Genomic DNA, 23,905 nt, shown 5'->3' with positions numbered 1-23,905 from the left:
CATGAAGCGATTCACTACCATCATACCTATCCTCCTCCTTATTGCAGGGTCGTCTACCTATGCGCAGACTCTTGTTAATAGAGGGGCTACTATCCATATCATGGAGAAGGCCCTTGTTCAGGTCAATGGTCTGACGGAAAATCGAGAAGGCACGATCAGAGTTGCTGATTCTGCTCAAGTGGTGTTCAATGGAGACGTGAGGATCTTCTTTGGTGGTATCTATATGCTCAAAGACTGCCTTGTTACTGTCACCCAGAACCTGACGATCGGTTTGGACGGAGTATGCTGGAGGTATGACCCCGGTGTGATGAATGTCTATGGAACGATCTACAATGATGGCGATCTCAATAATGACGGGGAGATCAACATCGGCCAACCATGAGCCCCTTTCCATCTCATATCGTGATCGTTGTAGCAGTGTTCCTCACCTCGACGGTGGGGAATGTTGCCTTAGCGCAACATCTCGAGAATCGCGGAACGGGTACTGTGCGAAATACAGGTACGATCCGTTTCAAGAGCGATACAGGAAAATTCAAAAACGCTGCGGCCTATACTGAATTCACAAATAATGTTGTGGAGTTCGCTGGTGCGAACAACATGTTCACGGATCTTGATGGGTATCCATCGTTGTCAACCGCGTTTGGCCAGGACCGTTCATGGCGTGTCCCTGGTCTCGTTCGGTACAAACGCACACTCGATTCGCAAAGTGTTCAGGCACGGTACTATACGGATCTTGAGGTGGCGGACTCTGCTGCAAAGCTGATCCCAGATTCGGTCTTTGTTGGGAAGGACTATGTGATCTCGTTGAGCGGTCCACGAACCTATCGTGGAACATTCATTTACGATGGAACCGCACAGCAGGTAGTTACACAGGAGAACGGGTTGAGCGGCACCGTGAATCGCTATAACAATTTGTCATTGCTCTTTTCGCCAAAGTTAGTGCGAGACAGTGATGAAGTGCGTATGGAAGGTGTGTTCAATAGTGATCCGCAGAGTGAGTTCCTCGTTGATGGAGACATGTATTGGGGGTCTAGGTCTTTTACTCGAGCTCCAGTACGAATTCGCAGTAAAGGATCGCTTACTACTGGTTGGGATATCAGCGAATTGAATGCTGACGTCGAAGTTGTTTATGGCCAGTTCGTGATCCCTGATGATGCCGATACTGTGATTGTAAGGGCAACTGCCAACCTATACCTGCGTGCAAGTGATAGTGCCCAATTTTTCATGGGAGACTCGACACGTCTTGATGTATTGGGACTCTACATCAATCAATTACCGTCCTTTACCAACGCTGTCTTTGACACGTCATCAACCGTGAACTATGATGGCCTGCAACAGCCACAGGTAATGCAGGCAACATCTGCAAGCAATCCATATGGTCATCTTCGTACAGCACGGAGCACGAAGACGTCGAACGGTGATGTGTTTGTCGCCTCAACATTATCCGTGCATGATACAGACGTGGTGATCGTTCCGCACAGAATGAGTCTTACGTTAGGTGAAGCGTACTACTATGACGATGCTGAGGTTGTAGGCGCATTCCGACGTGTGCTTGCCAGCGCAGACACGAATGTGCCTTACCGCTATAATAACGAGCATACGTTCATGAAGTACGTAACTGTACCTCAGGAACTCACAATGGACATTCGTCCAATCACTCGTCCTAATGCATACGACTCCACAACAGACGTCTTCCGGAAGATCACGGTAACATACCTCGGCCAATGGAAAGCCACGGTACGTGCAGCATATAAGGCCACGGACATTCCTGCAACGTGGGCTCCGGAGACCGCCGAACGTCTGATGAAGCTTTATAATGCATACGGTATTCCAAACGAACGGGCGATCAAACTCACTCCAACAGTTCCACCTACGTATGTCCGCACACCAACCAACGGCGGCCCCGGTTTGGGCTATGTGGAACTCTTTGGAATTCAGGATGTAGGAGCTGACAACCTGCGTCTTGATAATGGCAATGATCTCTTGCTACGAGCGAGTCGAGATGTACTCAAGGCCGTTGCAACTGGGCGTTGGAGTAACCCGTTCACATGGGACGAAGCACGTGAGCCGGAGCCGATCGATCGAGTCATCATTGATGGATTTACGGTACACACGGGATATGTACGTGCAAGTGACAATTACGCAATCCCTGAAGCATTCGCAGATAGTCTCGCAACCAACGTAGTCCTTGGCTCGAGTCCCAACACAGCGTTGCTCTTTGGTAGCACGGGAACGTTCAATACATTCTCTCTCGTCCCGGATAGCAAGGTAGCTCTCGTAGCGAATAGGGCCGGAGCCACGTTGTTGCCGGTTTCAGCCCAGGATCTTACCGCTTCACCGCTTGATGGAGGCCTGGTGGTCTACCAAGGGTCAACCTTCATCACGCCGAATCTCTCACTCACGCCAGGTGCTACCGCACATAACGGTGGTGTTCTACAGATCGGTATTCCTTGAAGACGGTGCTCACCTATATTGTTGTTGTTGTGTTTGCGTGCAGCCTCGCCGTTGCCCAGCAACCAAGTGTGCTCATGAGCGACGGCGTGATCCACAATTCCGGCACCGTGAAAATTTATGGAGATGCCAAGATCTCCCAGGACACGATCAAGGGCGTAGTTGAGTATCTGCGCAACAATGCTGATACTCAGATCGTGGCCCATACCACCTATGAGGAAGTGAGATTCAGCGGTCGGTCTCGCAAGATGATCCTTGATCCAGTTCGCCCTGTTGTTTCCACACGGTTGTTCTGGTCTGCCGATACCACTGTGGTGTTTGAAGTGTCGCCACTAACGTGGATAGAGACAAACGGAACCCTTCGGCATGAAGGGCTTATCAATCCCGGGCGTAGAGACGGAACGATGAAATTGCGTGGTGATTCTTTGCAGGACATTGCCGGACGTGGTACGATCCCAATTCTTGAATTGATCAATGATAGCGGTGCTGTTGTTACGAGAGGCATCGGCCTGCGCATCGTTGAAGGTCTCGACCTTCAGCAAGGTCAGCTCAATGTAACGTCTCAGGACAACCTCGCAATGCAACGCGATACCTGGGTGTGGCGTCAAGCAGGTGGGTCACTCAACGATGAGCTCTCTATCGATCAACGGATCAACCTGCGGTACTATGGTGATTCCTTGATCCGAACAGGTCCTGAATTCATGCGCTCGCAGACAGCAACAGCTCATCTCGTTCAAGATGCACGTGCTGGAGTGGTCCTCACGCGAGATGGTTGGGTGAATGACTCACTCATCATCAATGCACATCTGTACACAGAAGAGAGTGACAGTCTTCGGCATACACTCTTCTATACCTCGCAGAAGGATCCGGTATATGGTCCGCGTTGGCCTGAGATCAATGGAACAATGGAGCGTACAAATGTCGTGATAGGCCGGTCGATGCGAATGAACCATGAATTCGCTTCACTCAAGTTCCCTCGGGCTATCGATCAAGGAGCTGTACGCAACCTTCGATTGAGGATGAAGCCGAAGAATACGCCACTTCCTTTGGATGACATTCTCTTCAAAGTGGACCGCTTTATGCAGTTCACCGCATTGACGGCAGTTGGACAAGTTGTTCCGGACAGCTCATACGATCTTACAATGGAATGGGGCTGGAGGGCACGCAACGATACCACCTTCGAACCGCCATCAGTCATCGAGACGATTCCAGTACTCCGCGGACGCGAAGACCAACTTGTTCTCCTGCGGTACTTCGATGGCAGTTATCAGCCGTACGGTTTCTCACGCACACCAACCACGCGCAGTAATGATCAATTCTCCATGTGGCAGTATTCTTCGTCACAGTTCATCCGCGCCAGTGGCGACTATGCCATTGGTCTCTCCACAGGTCCGATCTGGGTCTTGAATGCCCGAGTGATTCTAGAAGGTGCCATGCGTGCAACAGGCGACTCCGTTGCTCCAACGATGTCCACGGATCTTGCTCAGCTCGGACTAGTTCCTGAGGTAGCGCCTCGTATCTATCCGTATTCTCTCGATAATGTGTTGGTCGGAGATACTGCCATCGCCGTTGGTGATAGCATTGTCGATTGGGTGACTGTTGAGTTCCGTAACGACGCTTTCTCCAACGGTGCCCCCGTATTGATAGAAACCGTTTTGCTGACAAAGGACGGAAAACTTCTTGACCCACAGACACTTCGCCCGAAGATCATTTCCGGCATCTCAGCTGGTTTCTATCACCTAGCTGTTCGGCATCGTAATCACCTTTCAGTTATCACTGAAGATCCGGTCCTCGTAGACCGATCAAATGTTCGTACAACTGTTGACTTCACAAAAGGCACTGGGATGGTAGGGGGCGCAGCATCATTGCGTTTGATCTCTACCTATGAAGGCAGAAGGTTCTTTGGACTTGCGGCGGGAAATACTGACGGTGGCGATTCAGATATCAGGGTTGCCGAAGGGATTGACCGTGGCGATATGGACCGTATTTGGGTCAACCGTCAGCTCATCGACCAATACAGCATCTTTGACACAAATCTCGACGGCGTAGTGTCAACGCTTGACTGGAACTATTCTTGGAACAATCGCCTGAGAGACAATAGTGTTGTCCCTCGTTGACCGTTCGCATTCCAAGATTGTCGCGCTTATCCTTGTGATGATCGCTGCGTCTTGGTGTGGACCCATCTTCGCACAGACACCATTGGGTAACGTCATTCTTCGTCCGTTACTCGATCCTCGTCCCGATACCACAACATTTGAGATCTGGTTAAAGAAATTGGATCCGCAATGGGACTTTGTTGCCAATGGTACGTTCCGCATTGAAGTCCCAAGTCTGTCATTGACTGGTGGGATCGACCCGGCTGTGCATACCTTTTCCTATGAGAATCCTTCATCGCAGCTAACACCGATGGGCCCGTATCTCGCTTCCAACTCCTCAGTCTATCACTTGGAGCCGGAAGTGTTTGCGCAGCGAATGAGTGTAATGCTGCTGTGTCCAGACTCGGTGAGCGACTGCGTACGGATCGCAAATGTCGGAGACTCCGTTCTTATCGGGAGATTCACTCTCTCTACAAATGACGGATCATTTCTCAGCGACACGGTTACGTTCATTTCCGATGAACGTCAACTCGCGATGGCATTCAAGGCCGATCATGACAGCGTAACTGGTGTTGGCTTAACACGCAATGTTTGGTATGTGAAACATGACAACGTGCCATTCGGCTCTAATGTGCAATACATTTCAGAGCCCCCTCCGCCCGATTCCTGTAACGGGGTATTCGATTTTCGAGGCGTCTACATCGGTGACCTACAAGTTGAACTTGGTTTTGATGTGACCGATGAGCACTGCTATAAAGGCTATTGGATTGAGAAGACTCTAGTGAACCAACGAGATCCTACGGTTCTGAATTTTCAACCCATACCGAGACTCAACTATAACGTAGACGCGTCCCTAAAGTCCTGCAGATGTCTTCGACCTCAATCTCGAAACGGCTATCTCGATTCGGTTCAGTTCCGACGCGAACAGTATGCCTATCGATTGATGGGGGAGTTTCAATCGTATTATGGCGGTGATACTGTTGCCATCGACACGATCTTCATTCGTGTTCCTAATGCCATCATCTCAAATGCAGTACTTCTAGAGAATCCTTTCTCCAATGGTACTGCTGTTCGATTCAACATTGATGATCGAGTTCGTCTTACAGGAAGTGTCTTTGATCTAGGGGGCAGATTGATCGCAAACCTCGTTGATGAAGCAGGTCGTCCTATCATCGATAAAGAGTATCCCAAGGGAGTTGCCTATAGAGCCTACTTCAAAGCTCCGGCGGTTGCCTCACAAGGACTCTATAACATCGTTCTGATAGCGATTCCCATTAACGACGTTTCGATTCAAGAGCAGTCTCGCGTAGTGCTTAAGGGGCAACTCATCCGATGAAGCTAGGCTTCAGATATCGTCTCCTTATTGCCGTCATCGTTTTCACGATGCCTTTGGCTGGAGAGGCTTTTGCACAGCTTGTATCCGGCTCGTCTACGGAAGGAGTGGAACTGCCACTCGACAGTTTGATCATCAAAGAAGAGTGGTGGTTGGGTGCTTCGATCTCAGGTCACTATGCTCTCGGATTTGGCACGTTGACGGTTCAGTACATCGGTGGTACAGCTCCTGATTCCCCGAAAGCTATCGCTCAGACTCAGGGTGGATTTGGTTACGGCATTGCCTTCTTGCCAAGTCTGGAATACAGAGCGTACAGAAGCCCCCTTGGAATCATGCTCAACCTTGGCGTGGATTATCGATACTCATCGAGTTCATCAGTAGCGCCCGTATCAGACGGCGTCTACACGTACAACGCAACATTTGAATCGAACGCCTCCACTCTTTATGGCTCAATCATGCTGAATGCAAAATACAGCATCGGAAGCAGGGGGTTCTTTGTGTTGGGTGGCCCATTTCTAGACTTGCCTTTGAGCACGAATTCTTATGTGTGGCAACACGAAACCTTGCCGGATGGCGTAGAAACGGGGGAGGAGCCAGGATTCCCCAATACCAGCATTAAATACCCTACTAGTCCTGACATGAGACCGAGGGTGGGATTCCAGATCGGTTTTGGAACTGACATTATGACAGGACTCTTTGGATATACCAGTCAGCTGATTTCTCCATTTTTGATCATTCAGGGGGCCACACCTGTTGTCTCCGATCCCACGGCGTGGAACAGTCTTTTGGTGCGCGGCGGAGTGATTTGGAGGGTTGGCACATGACGAGGTATTTTTTGTGTGACTTTTCCACAAGAACTAGGTATATTTACTCTAGTAAAATTTGAAGGGAATTGCATGAAGCGCATCTTTGTCTTTGTAGCAGTATTGCTGACTACTCCGGCTTTCATGCTCGGTCAATCGGTTGAGACCTTTGGTTCCATTCGGTTGGAAGAAAGCACATCGGGAAACACGGCTACGTTAAATCCGTCGGCCTTGAGTACCTCGTACTCTCTCGTGTTTCCAAGCACCTGGCCCTCAGCCGGACCAACGCAGCAGGCACTCATCTTTAATAGGAATACCCAGCTGCTGACATTTTCCCCGATTCCCATACTCGATCTTGCTCCGCAGCAGATCGGATATCTGGATGCGGATGGAACAACCCTGCGAGGCTCTTCACAGATGTTGTGGGATACATTGGAGACGAAGCTCACAATTGCGTCCTCAGGCACAGGTCCGGTTCTAAGCGTAACGCGTAGCCCTGCATCTTCCAGCCCTCTCGTAACTTTTGAAGGGGGCAACGTAGGCGTAGGCACCAGCACTCCTCAGGCAACGCTTGATATCAATGGAGACTTTGGTGTACGCGAGCTGAGTTTCACCGGTGCGCTTGGAGTCAACAACCATAACGTAGACTTCGGGAATACAAACAAGATCGGATTCGTTCGGATCGCAACAAACCTGGCTTCTGACATAAATCTCACGGGGCTTGTTGGCGGGCGAAGCGGGAAGATGATCCAACTCTACAATGCCACGTCACGAAACATAGTGATCGTAAACGAATCAGCGAATTCGACTGATACGTGTCGATTCAAAACCAGTTCGGTGGGTAACCTGTCAATTCGTCCCCGCGGTACATCAACATTCACGTACTCAACGGCAGAGCAACGCTGGGTGATGACTTCCAACGTGAACAGCTCCACCATTGGACTCACGTCTGGAAGGCATACGATCACGGCCGGGAACAAGATCGTCCCTACTAACCTAAGCGCCTATATGTATGTGGAATGCAATTTTCCCATACCGCGAAGGGGATATAACGTCGGTCTCGAGAACGGACGTGTTGTAGGGCAAATCTTTGCCGTAGAATACGGTGGAACAGAAGAGGTACTTATCGGTGGAAACAACATTGAACAATGTGTCTGGCACGACAAGAAAGCAGATTTCTGGGTTTGGAACGGCACGAAGTGGATTTGCTACGGGCACTAATCGAGGAACACACTCATGATGAAACCTATCATTCTCGGTTTGCTGACGGTACTGTCCACCGCTACCGTTTTGGCTCAGTCTGTAGAGACGTTTAACACCATTCGCCTTGAAGATGAGACAACAGGTAATCTGCTTGAACTCACTACCTCAGGCTTGGCAAACTCCTACACCTTGAATCTTCCGCCAGCGCCGTTGCTCTCAGGGCCTGTGAATACAGGACTGTTCGTTAACAGATTCACGCAGTCCATGGCGTTCGCTCCTGTTCCAAACCTGGGCATGTTGCCACAGCAGGTGGCGTACCTAGATAGCGATGGATTTACTCTGCGTGGGACGAATAGTTTTACGTGGGATACTGTTGCTAACAGGATGTCTCTCATTAAGTCTGCTCCTGGATCGGTTCTCTCGATCTCACGAACCACTCCTTCAAGCCAGCCCGTTGCAACCTTTGTGGGAGGAAGCGTTGGGATCGGTACCGCTTCTCCTACAACAGCACTTGATGTTAAGGGAGACTTCTCGATCAGGGAGTTGAACTATACAGCAGCACTTGCGCTTTCCACCAACAACATGGACTTCGGGAATGGGAACAAGGCTGGAATGGTACGTATTGGATCTACGACTACTCAAGATGTGGCTATTACTGGCCTCGTTGGTGGCCGTAATGGGAAATTGATTCAATTGTACAATGCCACAGGATTTAACATCGTTATCGTCAATGAGTCTTCTGCCTCAACTGACACCTGTCGGTTTAAAACAAGTGAGACAGGAGACCTTTCCATTCGCCCAAAGGGTACCTCTACGTTCATCTATTCAGCCGCTGAACAACGCTGGATCATGACGTCCAATGTGAATAGTTCAACCATTGGATTTACGTCAGGAACTGCAAGTACGTCGCCTGGTAATACCACGGTGGAGACAAACAATTCTGCGTTTGTCTATCTAACGAACACCATTCCGTTGATAGGTACGCCCCCACGTTATGCAGACGCAATTCCGAATGTTTTTCTAACGAATGGCAGGGTTGTTGGTCAGATCCTTGCGATCGAGTATGCAGGTCCTGAGCCAGTCTTTCTTGGTGGTCCGAATGTCCTGAATTGCAATAAGCACGACAAACAAGCTGACATGTTCATCTGGAGCGGCACTCGCTGGATCTGTTACGGTCACTGATGATCCGTATCTGCCGGCAACATTTGTAACATCGAAGTTGAGTGAATGGAGAATAACGCATGAAAAACATTGCCCTTGCCTTTCTAATGAGCCTCGCAGCCCCTGCTGTGGTTCTATGCCAATCGATCGAGACGTTCAATGCGATTCGGCTTGAAGACGCTGCGACTGGGAATACGGTAACGATCGACCCCAGTGCGGTAACCACATCGTACTCGATCGTCTTTCCAGCTTCAAAGCCATCGATCGGAGTAGGATCAGAAGTGATGCGGTTCAATCGGCTAACGCAATCGATGTCGTTCTCACTCGTCCCACAGCTGAATCTTGCTCCACAGCAAGTAGCCTACCTGGACGCAGATGCGGTTACGCTGCGTGGCTCGGCAAATTTCTTGTGGGATACAACTGCAAGCCAGCTGCGTATCGGCACAGCCGGTTCAAGTTCAGCCATGCAGGTGAAAAGGTTAGGTGCAGATGCCAGCCCCTTAGCTACGTTTGAAGGAGGAGGACTTGGTATCGGTACCGCCATTCCAGGGGTCTCGGTAGATGTGGATGGTGACTTCTCCATCGACGAAATGACGTACAATGCAACTCTTGCAGCCACCAATAATGACGTGGACTTCGGCAATACAAACAAGGTCGGTTTTGTTCGAATCGCTTCGCCACTGACGGCTGATATTTCCCTAACAGGGATGGTGGGCGGGAGAAACGGCAAGATGATCCAGATCTACAATGCGACGACGAAGAACATCGTGATCGTGAATGATTCGCCCCTTTCCAATGATACTTGTCGTTTTAAAACGAGTGAAACAGGGAACCTCTCAATTCGCCCAAGGGGTACTTCGCAATTCACGTATTCTGCTGCTGAACAAAAGTGGATCATGACAACCAATGTAAATTCGAATACCATTGGATTTACGTCAGGAAGCTATCACCATACGAATCGAAACGTCCCAGTTCCTACCAACAATTCGGCCTACCTATACCTAACGTCGTCAGTAAAGATGAAGAATGGGAATTACAATGTGATGTTAGAAGACGGGCTTGTGGTTGGGCAGATCTTCGCTGTCGAATATGGGGGTGCAATTGAAACGATTCTCATCGGTGGACCGAACATTCGCCAGTGCAATCACCACGATAAACAAGCCGACATGTGGGTATGGAACGGTACGTACTGGACGTGTTACGGTCACTAACGCAACAAATGCAATGAAAAGGACGCTCCGTTTTCGGGGCGTTCTTTGTAACTGATATGGGCACCCATTCGTGATGCCATTCTTTGTGCGAGATAAAGACCAAGGCCAAGTGATTCTTCACCGCCTGTTGTCTTTGCCCCGAGAGTAGCATACTTCGTGAAAAGCAGGTGTTGTTTTGCCGGATCTACTCCAGGGCCGTTGTCGCACACGCAGATAAAAGGCCCACCATCGTCTTCACTGACACGAATGTTGATCGTTGATCCTTCGGGAACATACTTCAAAGAGTTCGTCATCAGATTATCAAGGATGGCATCCACAACGGATGCATCACCGGTAGCCCATAGATCTAGGCTTATAATATCCAACCCTAGAGTGATGGATTTTGCTTTTGCACGCGTAGAATGGCGTTCTATGGCGCGTTGTGCAAGCAGTGTAAGGTCGAGTGGATGGATCACAAGCCCAGTAGACCTTCGGTCAGTGCGCGAAATCTCCAAGAACGCATGAACTGTGTTAGACATTCTCATTGTGAGCGTGAGGAGATCATGACAGAGTGACAAGAGGTCGGTCTTGTCCAGTACATCATAGTGACTGATGATTGTCTGCAGCATCCCTCGCGAATCACCAAGAGGATTGCGTAGGTCATGCGCAGCGATCGCCATGAACTCATCCTTTTCGGCCGCGAGATCCCGCAACTCTGCATTGACCCGTTGAAGGTCTTCCATCGCTTGAGACAGTTCTACATTGCGAAGTCTGTAGATCTCAGCTTCCTTCTGCTTCCGCTCTCTGAAGCGTGACTCTTGAATGTCGTGCAGACGCTTTTCAACTTCTGCAGAGTGTTCCTCTACGTAGTGTCTTGTCCATTCCGCCAGTGACTCAAACGCCAAGCGGTCTGAGTTGTTTTTTGAATGGGCTTGAGCTAGAACGTGGAGCGCCTCTAACGTATACACATGGGCTTTAACCGATCGTAGGATCGATACAGCTCTCTCTAGGAGTTCGATCGCCTCAGCGTAGCGCCCAGTTTCAAATCGGAGCTTTCCAAGACAATAGAGCCAGAAGCCCTCATTGTATTGATAGCCGTCCCGTACAGACATGTCGAGAGCCGGCTGGAGGAACGCCTCTGCACGTACATGCTCGCCTCTGTTCAAATACAATGAGCCAAGGTTTCCCAGCACTGGTCCAAGCACTGCATCGATCGGATACTCTTTCAAATAGTCCAACGTATCCAGCAAAGCCCGTTCACGCCCCTCACTGTCGCCAAGGATCTCCAAGGTTGAAGCTCTGTTGGCCATCACGTGGGCTATGATCATAGGTGTTGCGGATCTTGTTGCCACCTCGATCGATTCATCAGCAAACCTCAAGGCTTCATCTCTCTCACCCTTGCGGGCCAGGAGGATCGAGATATGACAGGCGGATTGTGCGAGACTAGCTAGATCTCCGAGCCCCTTTTCGATGTCATATGCCCGAATAAAAAATTCCAGGGCAACATCGTCTTCATCGCGCCGGACACAGCTCTCCGCAAAGTTGTAATACACGATCGCCATCCCGCGCGCCTCGCCAAGGCGTTCCCGAAGTTCTATGGCCAAACGATACTCGTCATGAGCTCCCTCAGGGTCACCCATAGAATCCAGTATGCTGGCGTACAGCGTGTGCACACGTGCTGCAAGATCGAGATCAGCCTCTGTGTACTGTTCGTCGAGATAGGGGGCTAGTGTTTCCAGTGCCTTATCAAAACAATGCTGGCGATTGTATACAGATGCTCGCACGTAGGCCGTATGAGACAACAGGCCGGCGTCATTGCCACTATCTAATGAAGCTTCATCCAATACGGCATGAGCCTGTGTGAAATCCGCTTGGAGAGAGTAGTACTGCGCCAGAACGTGGCGGATGCGGACTCGTTCGGACGGATCCTGAATTCGCCGGAGTTCGTCCTGTGCAAGCGCGAGAATGGCATCCTGACCGTCAGGAGAGGGCGATCTGAGAAGCTCGGTACGGAGCTTTTCAGGAAATGAAATCGGCTTCTCTGTGGTGGTCTCTGCCATAGCGGACAAAAGTACGGAATACGAAGACGGCTTTCACCCCGGCTGTGGAGGGTCATTTTGCTATATTGCGCCGCTTCTAAATGCATCGTTAACCACGAAGAACGGAACAGCTCGCATATGGGCGTTGTCGCGTTGCTCGCTACACTTTTCGCACCTCTTGCAGGTTCGATCGCACTGTTGTTCATTGATCGCGAACAGACCAAGGCGATCAAGGTGACGGCTCTTGTGGTTTCGGTGGGGACGTTCCTAGCGTCGCTCCTCCTCCTCCCCGCATTTGATGCCTCGTCGGCCTCCATGCAGTTCGTGATCGATCTGCCGTGGATCACGTCACTCGATGCCGGTTTCCGCATCGGTTTGGACGGGACCTCACTTCTCTTGGTTTTGCTCACCACGTTGATCATGCCGATAGCGTTACTGACGTCCTACGGTCCGATCACAAAGAGCGTCAAGGAGTATTACGTTCTCATGCTGCTTCTGCAGTTTGGGATGACTGGCGTCTTTATGGCGCTTGATACCTTCCTGTTCTATGTCTTCTGGGAACTTATTCTGATTCCGATGTACTTCATCATCGGTATCTGGGGTGGGAAGGATCGTATCTATGCTGCGATCAAGTTCTTCCTCTATACGCTTGTGGGCTCCCTGCTCATGCTCATTGCCATCATTTGGCTAGGGCTGGCTGCAAAGGCTGCCGGGATCGGTTTCACGGCCGACCTCATGAAGCTCCGGATGATCGGACCAACCATACCGATGGATGTGCAGACGTGGTTGTTCTTTGCATTCGGCCTTTCGTTCTTTATTAAGGTCCCGCTGTTCCCGCTCCACACATGGCTTCCGGATGCGCACGTTCAAGCTCCTACAGCTGGTTCTGTGATTCTGGCCGGTGTGTTGCTCAAGATGGGTACCTACGGTCTTATTCGATTCAATCTCGAACTCTTCCCGCAAGCCTCAGCAGAGTATGCGGGTGCCATCAGTGCCTTGGCCGTGGTCGGTATCATTTACGGTGCCTTGGTAGCCATGGTACAGACGGATATCAAGAAACTGGTTGCGTATTCATCCGTGAGTCACCTCGGCTTTGTTGTCTTGGGCATTTTCTCGCTCACGATCGAAGGTGTGCAGGGCGCTGTGATCCAAATGGTGAATCACGGTCTTTCAACCGGCATGTTGTTCCTCTGTGTAGGCGTTTTGTATGAGCGTCGCCATACACGTGAGATCTCGGAATATGGCGGTATCACCAGTGTGATGCCAAAGTTTGCGGTCCTTTTTGCCATAGCCATGTTCGCGTCTGTTGGCCTTCCGGGACTCAATGGTTTTGTTGGGGAATACCTCACTCTTCTTGGTGCCTTCCGCAGTCCGTTCTTGGGCAGTTGGACCTATGCCGTTATCAGCGCCTCTGGTGTGATCTTCGCTGCGGTTTATCTGCTTTGGATGTATCAACGCGTGATGTTCGGAACGAATGACAATCCTGAGAACAAGCATCTCCGTGACCTCACGAAAAGTGAATATTGGCAGCTGGTGCCCCTTGCCGTCCTGATCATTTGGATAGGCGTGGCGCCGAATACTCTGATGAAATTTTCCGAGCAAAGCGTCCGCGCAGTAGTCAGCAAGGTGGAACACTTCAAGTTTGGACATCATGCACATTGATCTCTTTGGCTCCATGCCGCTGATCGTTATCTGGCTTGCGCTGGGTGCCGTCGGTATCGCCCTTCAGGCCTTCATTCGCAATAACACGCGCCTTGTGTTCAGCTACTATGCGGGAACATTGGTGCTTACGGCAGCACTTGCTCTCGTAACATCCTCACACAAGGGTGTGACGTTCGAAGGCATGATCTCTGTTGGTGGATTCGCCAACTACTTTGATGTCCTGTTCTGTGGCGCTGGCCTTCTGGCCATGTTCGCTGCACGGCCATATCTGCAGCGTGAGAATTCGGAGCTCGACGAGTATTACACGCTTCTTGTCTCGGCGGTCTCAGGTATGATGCTTATGGCACATGCCAACAACCTCTTAGTACTCTTCGTTGGCATTGAGCTCATGTCGATCTCCTTCTACGTGATGGCGGGATTCCTCCGAACGAACATCCGCAGTGTTGAGGCAGCTCTGAAGTATTTCCTCCTTGGGGCCTTTGCCACAGGATTCCTTGTGTATGGAATGTCCTTGGTGTATGGGGCTACTGGGTCACTTCAATACGATGTGATCGCAGGGGTCGTTGCGAGCAATTCCACGCCGTTTCCGGCACTTCTGGCCATTGGTGGGGTTCTACTTGCAGTTGCCTTGTCATTCAAGGTTGCTGCATTTCCGTTCCATCAATGGGCTCCGGATGTCTACGAAGGTTCGCCTACGGTTGTAACGGCATTCATGAGCACGGCAGGGAAGGCAGCTGCCTTCAGTGCCTTTATCGCTGTATTCGCTGTGATGATGCCAAGCTCATCAACACTAACTCCACAGCTGCAACAGATGATTGCCGTGGTCTCAGCGATCACGATGCTCGTTGGAAACTTCACGGCCCTGGCGCAAACGAACGTCAAGAGAATGCTGGCGTATTCTTCTATCGCACATGCCGGATACCTTTTAATGGGTATCGTGTCAAACAGCGATGCTGGATATAGTGCGATCACGTTCTACATCACGTCGTACGTCTTTATGCAACTCGGCGCATTTGTCGTGGTCGGTATTCTTGAGCGTGGAAATGAAGAGAATCTCCAGCTCAGCGATTATGCAGGACTTGCTAAGCGTGAGCCTGCGCTTGCCTTTGTAATGGCAGTGTTCATGCTCTCGCTCGCCGGTATTCCACCTTTCGCAGGTTTCTTCGGTAAATATCTTCTGTTTGTGTCAGCCATTGAATCAGGATTCACCTGGCTCACGATCGTTGCTGTTGTATCCTCTGTAGTGAGCGCGTACTTCTATCTTGGGCTGATCGTGAAGATGTATTTCACGGAATCTCAAACGGAACATGCCCCTGCTTCGTCGGGTCTTGCCGGTATCACGCTCGCAGTTACGACTGCTGCAACGATCGTGATGGGACTGTTCACAACGCAACTCTTGTCGATCTTCGGTACGTGGTGGTAAGGCCACGGTCCTTACCATGATCCGTTCTCTCTTCCTCGTTGGTCTCGTCACGTTTGCTGCGGTTTGTGCCTACGCGCAACCGGCAGCCGAGGTGTACTGCAATCCGTTCGACCGTGCAGACACGATCATGGATTTTGGCGTCACTCTAGAAGGGTCTCCAACAACCCGAACATTTGTTGTTGAGAACACCGGCGCTACGACCATCGGGATCCTTGAGACGAATCCGCAGGCAGACCCATATTACCTGATCATCAACGTACCGGGTGTTCCCCCCGAAGATCCACGCAAGGAAGAGTTCGAGCGCGTAGAGCGCCTGCCGTACTACATCCCAGCTGGAGCGAAGCGCACGTTCTCAGTCATCTATCGTGCGATCGCCGGCAACCCACTCTTCCCCCCGGATCGCGTAGTTGAGGCGCTGCTGAAGCTGCGAGTTGTGGATAGTCTTGATCCGCTTGGTGCATCGCTCGATAAAACCTTCCGCCTGAGGGCACTTAAGACCACGAGTATCCTTGGTTCTACGACGCCTTGGATCGCCTATGATTCGGTCTACGTAAACCCACAGCCCCTTGCACCAACTCAGCCCTATACGGTGGATAATGCCATCTCGCGTAGGGTAAATGTGGACAGACAGATCCTCGAGATGCAAACAACACTCGTGGGGCCACCGGAGATCGAAGTTGATACGTTTATGAACGTGCAGTTCGGTCCGGAAGATTCTGTGGTATGGACCACACGATACAGACCTTACAATAGGGGGCTGGACAGTGCACATTTCCTCGTGGTCTATCGTCCGGATATCACGGCTAAGCCTGATACCATAACCGGCGTTATCTCCGGCATTGGAGTGGAGCAGCGTCTCACACTCGTCGGTGCTATAGGTCTCGAATTCCCAGTCGTGGTTCGAGGGGACACAGTGGACTTTGGAGCCATTCCTACCGATGGCCAAGGTGTCTCGGCAAAGATCATTGTGCGAAATGATGGCAATCTCAACATCGGCATTCTGTCAGAGAGTAAGGTGGGCATCCAGCGGGACACGGCAGCGTTTATTGTTACGAAACCGTTAGCCGATGCCGGCCCTACGTTACGAACAGGGGCGTTCGATACGCTCAATGTCACCTTCGTGCCGACCGATGGCGGAGACCACCGGATACGATTCGTGGTGGGAACGGATCTGCTTCAGCGTGGGATCGATGGCGTGCCGGACGGAGCACAGCTTACGCAATGGCATTTCAAAGGGTTCGGTCAACGTCCGCAAATTCAGGTGACGCCAGGAGAGATCGACTTTGGCACAGTTGTGCTACTCGAAACGTGCACCTCAACAGTTGAACGAACATTCACCGTTCGTAATGTGGGGAATGCTGAATTGCGAGTGGACTCCATCCGTATCAGTCCGTCAACGGCACGCATAACAGTCAATCCGCAGACGTTTCGACTAGCTCCCGGAGAATCACAATCTGTTCGTTGTATCTACGAACCCGAGGCAGATGGCACGTTCCGAGGGTCGATCACGCTCTTCACCAATAGCTTGATCCGCTCGTACGATGTGCTGTATACAGCCGTTGTTGTTCGGCCAGACAGTATCCGCGTTGGTGTGCCGCCTATTACAACGGCGCGTCCCGGCTCCACGGCCGGAATAGCTGTGCTTGCCACACCTGAGCGCGTTCGAACAACGGATCGCTGCGTACTCACCATGAATTTCAATCCGAATCTGCTTCGATATCGTGGCGTTCTGCAAACAGGAACGGCAAGCGAAGGTGCTCAGGTCGTCGATGCAACTGAGCAGCCTCGCGGATCACTAAGATTGGCTTTGCAAGCCCCGGCGAACTTCCTCGAACGGCCGGAATTGGTAACCATCCTCTTCGACACCTTCTTGGGTGAAAGCGCATCAACAGACGTCTCATTCTCAACTGGTTCTACGACCTTTGGGAATGCAGGCTGCAGTTCAGTCCTTACGGTTGAAGCTGTTTCAGGCCAATTCATGCTTGACTCGTTGTGCGGACTCTCCTATAAGACCGTTGTCTCAGGTGTTCGATTGCTGGCAGGAGTGTTTCCCAATCCTGCCTCGGATCACACCACCGTCACCTTCGTCGTGAAAGACCGAAGGACGGTATCTGTTGCACTCGTAGACCCGTTTGGAAGGGAGTATGATGTGCTTGCCCCGGCAGAATATGCCCCGGGTGTTCATACGATCCCGATGTCAGTAGGACATCTTCCGGTTTCCGCCTATACGCTCATTGTCAGATCCGGAACTGTCTTCTTCAGCGTTCCACTTGTGGTAGGCCGCTGATGAGATCCATAGCCATTTTCCTCATGTTGTGCTTGATGTCTCTGAGCTCTGCAGCACAGGGATTTGATTGGCAGACCTCTCCTCGAGTGCCATACCACATTCCCAAACAATATGTAGGCCTCGAAGTAGGTTCAGGATATACGATGCACCGTGGCTCGCTCGAATACATCGAGCAAGAAGTTGGGATCACATGTTGCGACTATGAGGCAGGCCGCGGTCTGCCCCTTACCGTCAGTGTTGTTGGCGAACAATGGCTTTCCGCCAGTGTTTCAGCACAGGCCGGCATTGGCTTCACCCTCGTTAACGCCTCATTTGTCACCCCGTCAATACCCGTCCCATTATCCAACGGCGACCTCCTTCAGACCGAGTACATTCTAGAGGGGGCGATGACCTATGTGACCATTCACGGCGGCATCGGGACCCGACTGTTCGGCACGCATCTCACTGCCGGCGGCGGAGTTCGCTTGCACGTCTATGCAGGTGGGTCGCTTACCCAAAAAGAACGCGTTGTGGCCCCAGACTACTATCTGTTCACCCAGAACCCCCGTTCCAAGGAGCAGGAGCTAGGAAATACGTTCCTCGACTTTGTAAACCGGTTTCAGATCGAACCCTATGCCCAGATCGCGTACGACATTTCCATAACGAAGGGCTTCTATCTCAGCCCTTCGGTATCGATAGGGATGCCGCTCTTCAGCGTCACTTCTCAAGATGACTGGCGAATGCTCAATTTTGGGGCACGGATCAGACTGATGAAGGGGCTCTAGCCTGCCGATACTATATTTGTGGCTTCATCGTCAGTGGATGAGATCTAAGCAATTTCAGACAGGAGTACTCTCGTATGGTCAAGCGTCTTTTTGTTGTCCTTGCCGTTGCCGGTTTTGCAGCCGTTGGCGCACTTGCCCAACCAAAACTCGAAGTTATTGGTGGTGAAACCTATGATTGGGGTAAAGTTAAGCCCCCTAAAGAAGGTCACCTTGAGGCCGAGATCAAGATGAAGAATGTTGGCGACCGCTCGATGAAGATCACGGACGTTCGTCCGGGCTGCGGTTGCACAAAGACAGATCCAGATAAATTCGAACTCGCACCGGGCGAGATCAGTACGATGAAGGTCAAACTCAACATCAGCCCTGCTCAATCCGGCCCGGTTCAGAAGAATATCACGGTTTCATGGGCAGATCTGGAAGGAAACAAAGCCCTTACAGCTATGCGTTCGAATAACACACCTATTCCGGTTGGTGCAGACACAACTGTTCGCTCTGGCTATATCTGGCTTAAGGCCGATGTGCAACGAGCACTGATGTTCACGCCTTCGATCTACTTCTCGTTCAATGATCTCAAGATCGGACAAGAGTCATCATCGAAAATGGAAGTGACCAACAACTCCGACCAAGATGTTGTCTTCTCAGACTGGTCCACTGAAGGTGGCATCGTTTGCAACCAAGCAACTCGCGTCACTCTCAAGCCCGGCCAGAAGATGGAGATCATCGCAAAGCTGATCCCATCCGTCAAGGGCAACTACACCGGCGGGATCAAGTGCAAGTCATCGCATCCTGACCATGTAGACATTGATCTCAAGGCGTATGGTTTCGTTCAAGAGCCACAAAGCCCCGTGTTTCAAAACCCTGCCTCTCCAAAACAGTAATACTATCCAGGAGTACCTCTGCTGTGAGGATAATCATCGTCACTCTATGCCTAGGCATGGTTGGTGCTATTATTACGCATGCACAGGCAAGGCTAGAAGTTGTTGGCGGAGACACATTTGATTGGGGAAGAGTAAAACCACCCGCCAGCGGACATCTTGACGCAGAGATCAAGATGAAGAATGTTGGCACCGAGCGTCTGAAGATCACAGATGTCCATCCAGGATGTGGATGTACAAAAACGGATCCAGACAAGCTCGAACTTGCACCTGGGGAGATTTCCACGATGCAGGTTCAACTCAGTGTCTTCCCATCCCTGGTTGGTTCTGTGCGGAAGAATATCGAAGTGTCGTGGATTGACGCCACCTCTTCAGACACGACAGAAAAGAAAACAACCATCTGGCTCACGGCATTCATGTACCGTGTTCTTGTAGTACATCCAATGCCGTTTATCAACTTCGTGAACCTTCAAGTTGGTACGGAATCAGAGTCGATCGTCCTTGTCGAGAACAACTCAGACGAGGATATCAAACTCTACGACTGGTTCACCGACAATGGGATCACATGTAATTACAGAGATGCTGTGATCCTGAAGTCGAAAGAGAAGCTAGAACTCGTAGCCAAACTGACGCCGAAGAAGGTTGGTGGGTTTACCGGCATGGTGAAAGTAAAAACATCACATCCAGACCTACCGATCCTTGAGCTCCCTGCCTATGGCACCGCGCGCTAGCGCGGAATGTGGATTTCCCACGCCTTGCCGTTCATTGGTGCGGGAATGCCTCTACCCAATATCCAAGGGTTAAGGAGCTTCACATCCTTATACGTTGTGCCGTTTGCAATGGCCCATTGCGTCAAGTTCGAAACTGCTCCGTTTTCCCGTATGATGCGGGTAGGGGGCTCGTCATAGCGCTCTGATTTGGGTACGATGATGCCGTATTCGTGTGCATGCTCCATCAAATGCTTGATCATGGCAATGCGGAGGATGTAACGCGAGGTTTCTTCATTGAGGAAGAGATCGTAGTAATCTTCCTTCTGCTGGAACTTGACATTGCCACTAAGGTTCTCGTGTCCCATGTTGTAGCCGGCAGCAGCATTGGACCACGATCCATTTGCATCACGTCCTGCGCGTAGATAGGCAATAGCGGCCTTCGTGCTCTTGGCAACGTTGCGACGTTCATCTACCTCATCGTTGATCGTTAAGCCGTAGGCGCGGCCTGTGCCCGGAATAAACTGCCATAGCCCCACAGCATCCTTGGGAGATCGAGCCATGAACAGAGCGCTCTCTGCCACACTGAGGTATTTCAGATCATCTGGCTCGCCGGCTTCTTTGAGCAGCTTTTCGAACGTTGGGAAGTATCGTCCGGACCGCTTGATATAGAGGATGATCTGACCGGGTGTTTGCAGATTGATGTAGAACTCTCGCTCTGCACGTTCACGCACCTCCGGAATCTCTAACGGCACCCGTTCACCGCAGAAACTGAGTTCCTTTGGAAGTTTCCACGTGCTAATGGCCAAGGTGTCGGAGCTGCGCTTCGTTTCGTCGGCCTTACCCTGTGCCGTATCACCGCACGCAGGCAGAACAACCGCTAGGCAGATTGTTGCAATACAGAGGGCGAGACGGTGATGGAGTGTGTGCATAGTTCTCTTTCTCGTTCGTCGTTGGTTGCTAGAAAGACGATCCCGCCACGTTGCTGGTGTGCAACGATCTCCTGTATCAAGATCGCTCTGCCATTTGTATCCAGCGTAGTTGAAGGTTCATCGAGCATCAATACGGGAGGTATGAGACTCACAGCCAATGCAATAGACACACGTTGTCTCATACCGCTCGAGAATGTTCGCACGATCTCATTGGTGTACCGGTCCAGACCGACACGGCGGAGGACAGCATCGATATGCTCTTCGGATGATCTCTTCCCGTGCAGTTCGGCATGTACATGCAGCAGTTCGCGTGGAGTGAACTCGTCGTAGATCTGAAGGTAGGGGGCTACATATCCGCAGGAGAACGGTCGTTGCTCGGACTCGATCACTGTTCCATTCACCGTAAGAGAGATGTCCCCAGCGTCAGCACGCAGGACTCCGGCAATGATCCGCATTAGTGTGGATTTTCCGCTGCCGTTGGCTCCAAGTATACCTACCACATCGCCCGAAGTGCCGGACACAGCGATATCTCTGAGGACAGTTCTTCCGTTGTAGGACTTTCGAACTCCGGTGAGAGAGAAGCTTGTCATCGGCGTACGGAGATCTTGAGTAGGGTGGACCCGTCCTTGGACTCCACGCGGACGAGATAGGTGCCGGGCGTAAGATCGGCAGGAAGTTCGAAGAGTGCAACGATTCGGTCGCCGTCGAGCACTACGGTGGAGCTCGAGGTTGAAAGGCCGATGGTTGAGACGGTCATTAGGGAGAGGGTGACGTTTTCACCGGGGATCCCGTCTGCTATTGGTACATACAGCAAACGTGTTGCTGAGATCGAAATTGGTTGCGGATAGGGGGAGGCGGGTTTTCGGGTCTGTGCACCATCAAGTGTAACGCAGATCGATTCCGGAGAGACACGCACACCCCACGAGGTGCCGGGAACGATAGCATCGCTCGGTAATGGACTGTTGGTTAGGGTAACGGTGTATGAAAGAGCGGTAAAAGCATTCCCATTGACGTAGGCTGTTTCATTCGGCCACGATAAAAGAACGGCAACGCTTATTGGCTCAGCACCTGAGTTGGATGGTATAGAAAAACGCAACGCCCGCACCTCAAATGCCCGCAGTGCCCCGGATGAAACAACGCTCGGTGCGATAGCGCGTTCGTCTGAATAGAGTCTGATCTCATCGATATCCTCGGCACCGGGAATCACGGTATTCTCTTGTCCTCTCGATCCGGTTTGATAGAAGATCGGAAGCTGTGAACAAAACACATCCGTGAAGGCAGCGCCATGTTGTGAGTAGGCATCAACAACTGCTTGTGCAGGTCGAATGCCCAAGCCGATCTTTTCCCAAGCGGTGCGCATTGTGTTCGCCGACACGTTCTGCATCACATTGCCATACCATCCCCAAACGTATCCGTTGATCGCCGCTGGGTCTGAGAATGGCCACTGCTCAGGTTCCGCAAAGAGTTCATTGGTGTAGATCGCCCAGTCGCGAACCTCCGGCCAAATGCGTAACTCCATCCACGTTGAGGACAGCTCATAGAACATGAGCTGAGAGGTTGCTAAACCGTACCTCCCATTCTGGATCACATGATGGAATTCGTGCGCGCATGTAACGTGTAATGCATCGATCCCGAACGTTGCATAAGCCGGCCTACCCGAAGCGTCGCGGTCCGCTTCGGCAAAGTTGTTGTCAACGTCCATCCAGGTGGTGTATCGGTCGATCGGCGAAGAGCTGATGATCTTATCGAGTGTTGTTACACCATACAAACTGCTCCCCGACGGACCAGCTTGACTGAGGTCTCGAACGTATACGTCGATCGCCCCATTTCCACCGTCTACTCCATCCGAGGGAGGTGGCAAGTACCCTAGTGTATCGATCTCAGCCCGATAGACGTGTTCCAACGTGCGGATGCACTCATCCACATAGTCTGGTACGGAGTTTCCATCGAGGTCCGAAACATCAACAGCATCGGGTCCGCTTGTTGCATAGTGGACGCGGAAACGACCGGAAGTGGCATCAACAAAGAAGGGGAGCACAGGTCGTTGGCCGGCCTGAATGCCTGCCTGAACCTTGCGCACGAGTTCGGGAGTGGTCTGTACAGCAAAACCGCAGTGCGACTGAAAGGATCGCTGTGCAGCAAGAGGAAGGGAGAAAAAACAAAACGCGAACAGGAATAAACCTGCTCGCGAGACTGAATTGCGATGGAGTACCGCCAACAACGTCAGCGGAACATTTCCTTGATCATGCCCCACGTGCGTTTGATACCGCTCACATTATGCGTTACGCCCACGGTGTTCGAATAACTCGTGTTCTGGTCGGCACCGATCATCTTGAGGCGATAGGTAAAATAGTTGCGAGCTACAGAGCCGTCATTCCCATCGCGCTTGCCAAAAGCTTCATCGTCACGATAGGTATAGGATTGATTGTTGCCCTTGGCTTGGACAGTTGCGATATAACGAAAGGCATTGTCTTCGCCGGCGCGTTCGATCTCATACTGAACGAGATCAGGCTCGTTGTTCGACTTCCACTCGAGAGAAACGGACGTTCCATTGGACTTTGCCTGGAAATACTGCAGCGTTACCTGCACGGCAACACCAGCAACGGATGTCACTGCAAGAATTCCTATGATGAGGGCTAGTCGTCGCATAGAGCAAAGATACGAATGCGGACGGTGGATTATCCACCGCACAAGAGAAAAAGACGAATGCCGCGCCGGAAAGTTACTCCTCTGCAGCTCCGGCTCCTTTGGCGATCGAGAGTGCACCGCTTGGGCAACCTCGCACCACCGAAACAAGCTCGGCCGATTCGGCATTTTCAGGTTGTACCCACGGTTTTACGCGTGGATTGAAGACACTTGGCAGGTTCCTGAAGCAGTGTGCAGAATGGATGCACTTTTCAGGTTGCCACACAACGGTAACCTCTTCGGTGCTGTAGTGCTTAATGACGTCAGGCATGGACCCCTCCTGTACTTGGACGT

20 protein-coding genes are annotated in these 23,905 nt (G+C 51.4%); 14 read left to right on the top strand and 6 right to left on the bottom strand.

Annotation, left to right across the window (positions count from 1 at the left end; genetic code table 11):
• Position 1 precedes the first annotated feature (1 nt).
• The 8 genes from IPI29_05515 (at position 2) to IPI29_05480 (ending at position 10,258) form a co-directional block, all read left to right on the top strand.
• Positions 2-382 carry a hypothetical protein gene (locus IPI29_05515; GenBank protein ID MBK7411994.1) on the top strand — a complete coding sequence of 127 codons (381 nt, stop codon included), beginning with the start codon at positions 2-4 and terminating at the stop codon, positions 380-382.
• Complete coding sequence (locus IPI29_05510) at positions 379-2,454, top strand: hypothetical protein (GenBank protein MBK7411993.1); 2,076 nt, start codon at positions 379-381, stop codon at positions 2,452-2,454. The genes IPI29_05515 and IPI29_05510 overlap by 4 nt, the downstream gene beginning before the upstream one ends.
• Before the next feature lie 5 nt (positions 2,455-2,459).
• Positions 2,460-4,568, top strand: a complete 2,109-nt coding sequence (locus tag IPI29_05505) for a hypothetical protein (GenBank protein ID MBK7411992.1) — start codon at positions 2,460-2,462, stop codon at positions 4,566-4,568.
• Positions 4,552-5,883, top strand: a complete 1,332-nt coding sequence (locus tag IPI29_05500; protein MBK7411991.1) for a hypothetical protein — start codon at positions 4,552-4,554, stop codon at positions 5,881-5,883. The genes IPI29_05505 and IPI29_05500 overlap by 17 nt, the downstream gene beginning before the upstream one ends.
• Positions 5,880-6,704, top strand: a complete 825-nt coding sequence (locus IPI29_05495; GenBank protein MBK7411990.1) for a hypothetical protein — start codon at positions 5,880-5,882, stop codon at positions 6,702-6,704. Before IPI29_05500 ends, IPI29_05495 begins: the two co-directional genes overlap by 4 nt.
• 72 nt (positions 6,705-6,776) lie before the next feature.
• Entirely contained in the window at positions 6,777-7,904 is a 1,128-nt protein-coding gene (locus IPI29_05490; GenBank protein MBK7411989.1) for a hypothetical protein, read from the top strand.
• 15 nt (positions 7,905-7,919) lie between these two features.
• A complete protein-coding gene (locus IPI29_05485) occupies positions 7,920-9,068 on the top strand; it encodes a hypothetical protein (GenBank protein ID MBK7411988.1) in 1,149 nt (382 codons plus the stop codon).
• A gap of 59 nt (positions 9,069-9,127) precedes the next feature.
• The gene (locus IPI29_05480; protein ID MBK7411987.1) at positions 9,128-10,258 is read left to right on the top strand and encodes a hypothetical protein; all 1,131 of its coding nucleotides are present in this window, start codon (positions 9,128-9,130) and stop codon (positions 10,256-10,258) included.
• Here the strand turns inward: IPI29_05480 and IPI29_05475 are convergent.
• On the bottom strand, positions 10,255-12,297 hold the full coding sequence (locus IPI29_05475) for a tetratricopeptide repeat protein (GenBank protein ID MBK7411986.1): 2,043 nt from the start codon (positions 12,295-12,297) through the stop codon (positions 10,255-10,257). The two genes, IPI29_05480 and IPI29_05475, sit on opposite strands and share 4 nt — an antisense overlap.
• A 117-nt stretch (positions 12,298-12,414) precedes the next feature.
• Here IPI29_05475 and IPI29_05470 point away from each other — a divergent pair, with 117 nt between their 5' ends.
• The 6 genes from IPI29_05470 (at position 12,415) to IPI29_05445 (ending at position 20,018) form a co-directional block, all read left to right on the top strand.
• Positions 12,415-13,938: an NADH-quinone oxidoreductase subunit M gene (locus IPI29_05470; protein ID MBK7411985.1), complete on the top strand. Its 1,524-nt coding sequence runs from the start codon at positions 12,415-12,417 to the stop codon at positions 13,936-13,938.
• Complete coding sequence (locus IPI29_05465) at positions 13,928-15,361, top strand: NADH-quinone oxidoreductase subunit N (protein ID MBK7411984.1); 1,434 nt, start codon at positions 13,928-13,930, stop codon at positions 15,359-15,361. The genes IPI29_05470 and IPI29_05465 overlap by 11 nt, the downstream gene beginning before the upstream one ends.
• 16 nt (positions 15,362-15,377) lie before the next feature.
• Positions 15,378-17,648 carry a choice-of-anchor D domain-containing protein gene (locus tag IPI29_05460; GenBank protein MBK7411983.1) on the top strand — a complete coding sequence of 757 codons (2,271 nt, stop codon included), beginning with the start codon at positions 15,378-15,380 and terminating at the stop codon, positions 17,646-17,648.
• The gene (locus IPI29_05455) at positions 17,648-18,412 is read left to right on the top strand and encodes a hypothetical protein (protein ID MBK7411982.1); all 765 of its coding nucleotides are present in this window, start codon (positions 17,648-17,650) and stop codon (positions 18,410-18,412) included. Before IPI29_05460 ends, IPI29_05455 begins: the two co-directional genes overlap by 1 nt.
• A 74-nt stretch (positions 18,413-18,486) precedes the next feature.
• Positions 18,487-19,290: a DUF1573 domain-containing protein gene (locus IPI29_05450; GenBank protein MBK7411981.1), complete on the top strand. Its 804-nt coding sequence runs from the start codon at positions 18,487-18,489 to the stop codon at positions 19,288-19,290.
• Positions 19,291-19,313: 23 nt separating this feature from the next.
• Entirely contained in the window at positions 19,314-20,018 is a 705-nt protein-coding gene (locus tag IPI29_05445; protein ID MBK7411980.1) for a DUF1573 domain-containing protein, read from the top strand.
• Here the strand turns inward: IPI29_05445 and IPI29_05440 are convergent.
• The 5 genes from IPI29_05440 to IPI29_05420 all read right to left on the bottom strand — a co-directional run bounded on the left by IPI29_05440 (position 20,015) and on the right by IPI29_05420 (position 23,882).
• On the bottom strand, positions 20,015-20,926 hold the full coding sequence (locus IPI29_05440) for a lytic transglycosylase domain-containing protein (GenBank protein ID MBK7411979.1): 912 nt from the start codon (positions 20,924-20,926) through the stop codon (positions 20,015-20,017). The genes IPI29_05445 and IPI29_05440 overlap by 4 nt on opposite strands.
• A complete protein-coding gene (locus IPI29_05435; protein MBK7411978.1) occupies positions 20,875-21,516 on the bottom strand; it encodes an ABC transporter ATP-binding protein in 642 nt (213 codons plus the stop codon). Before IPI29_05435 ends, IPI29_05440 begins: the two co-directional genes overlap by 52 nt.
• Entirely contained in the window at positions 21,513-23,180 is a 1,668-nt protein-coding gene (locus tag IPI29_05430; protein MBK7411977.1) for a hypothetical protein, read from the bottom strand. Before IPI29_05430 ends, IPI29_05435 begins: the two co-directional genes overlap by 4 nt.
• Entirely contained in the window at positions 23,150-23,575 is a 426-nt protein-coding gene (locus tag IPI29_05425) for a hypothetical protein (GenBank protein MBK7411976.1), read from the bottom strand. Before IPI29_05425 ends, IPI29_05430 begins: the two co-directional genes overlap by 31 nt.
• A 73-nt stretch (positions 23,576-23,648) precedes the next feature.
• Positions 23,649-23,882, bottom strand: a complete 234-nt coding sequence (locus IPI29_05420) for a (4Fe-4S)-binding protein (GenBank protein ID MBK7411975.1) — start codon at positions 23,880-23,882, stop codon at positions 23,649-23,651.
• Positions 23,883-23,905: the final 23 nt, after the last annotated feature.

The sequence above is a fragment of the Ignavibacteria bacterium genome, assembly GCA_016707005.1.
GTDB lineage: Bacteria > Bacteroidota > Ignavibacteria > Kapaibacteriales > Kapaibacteriaceae > UBA10438.
Note: the sequence above shows the minus strand (reverse complement) of the source record. Positions and strands in the feature narration are given on the sequence as shown.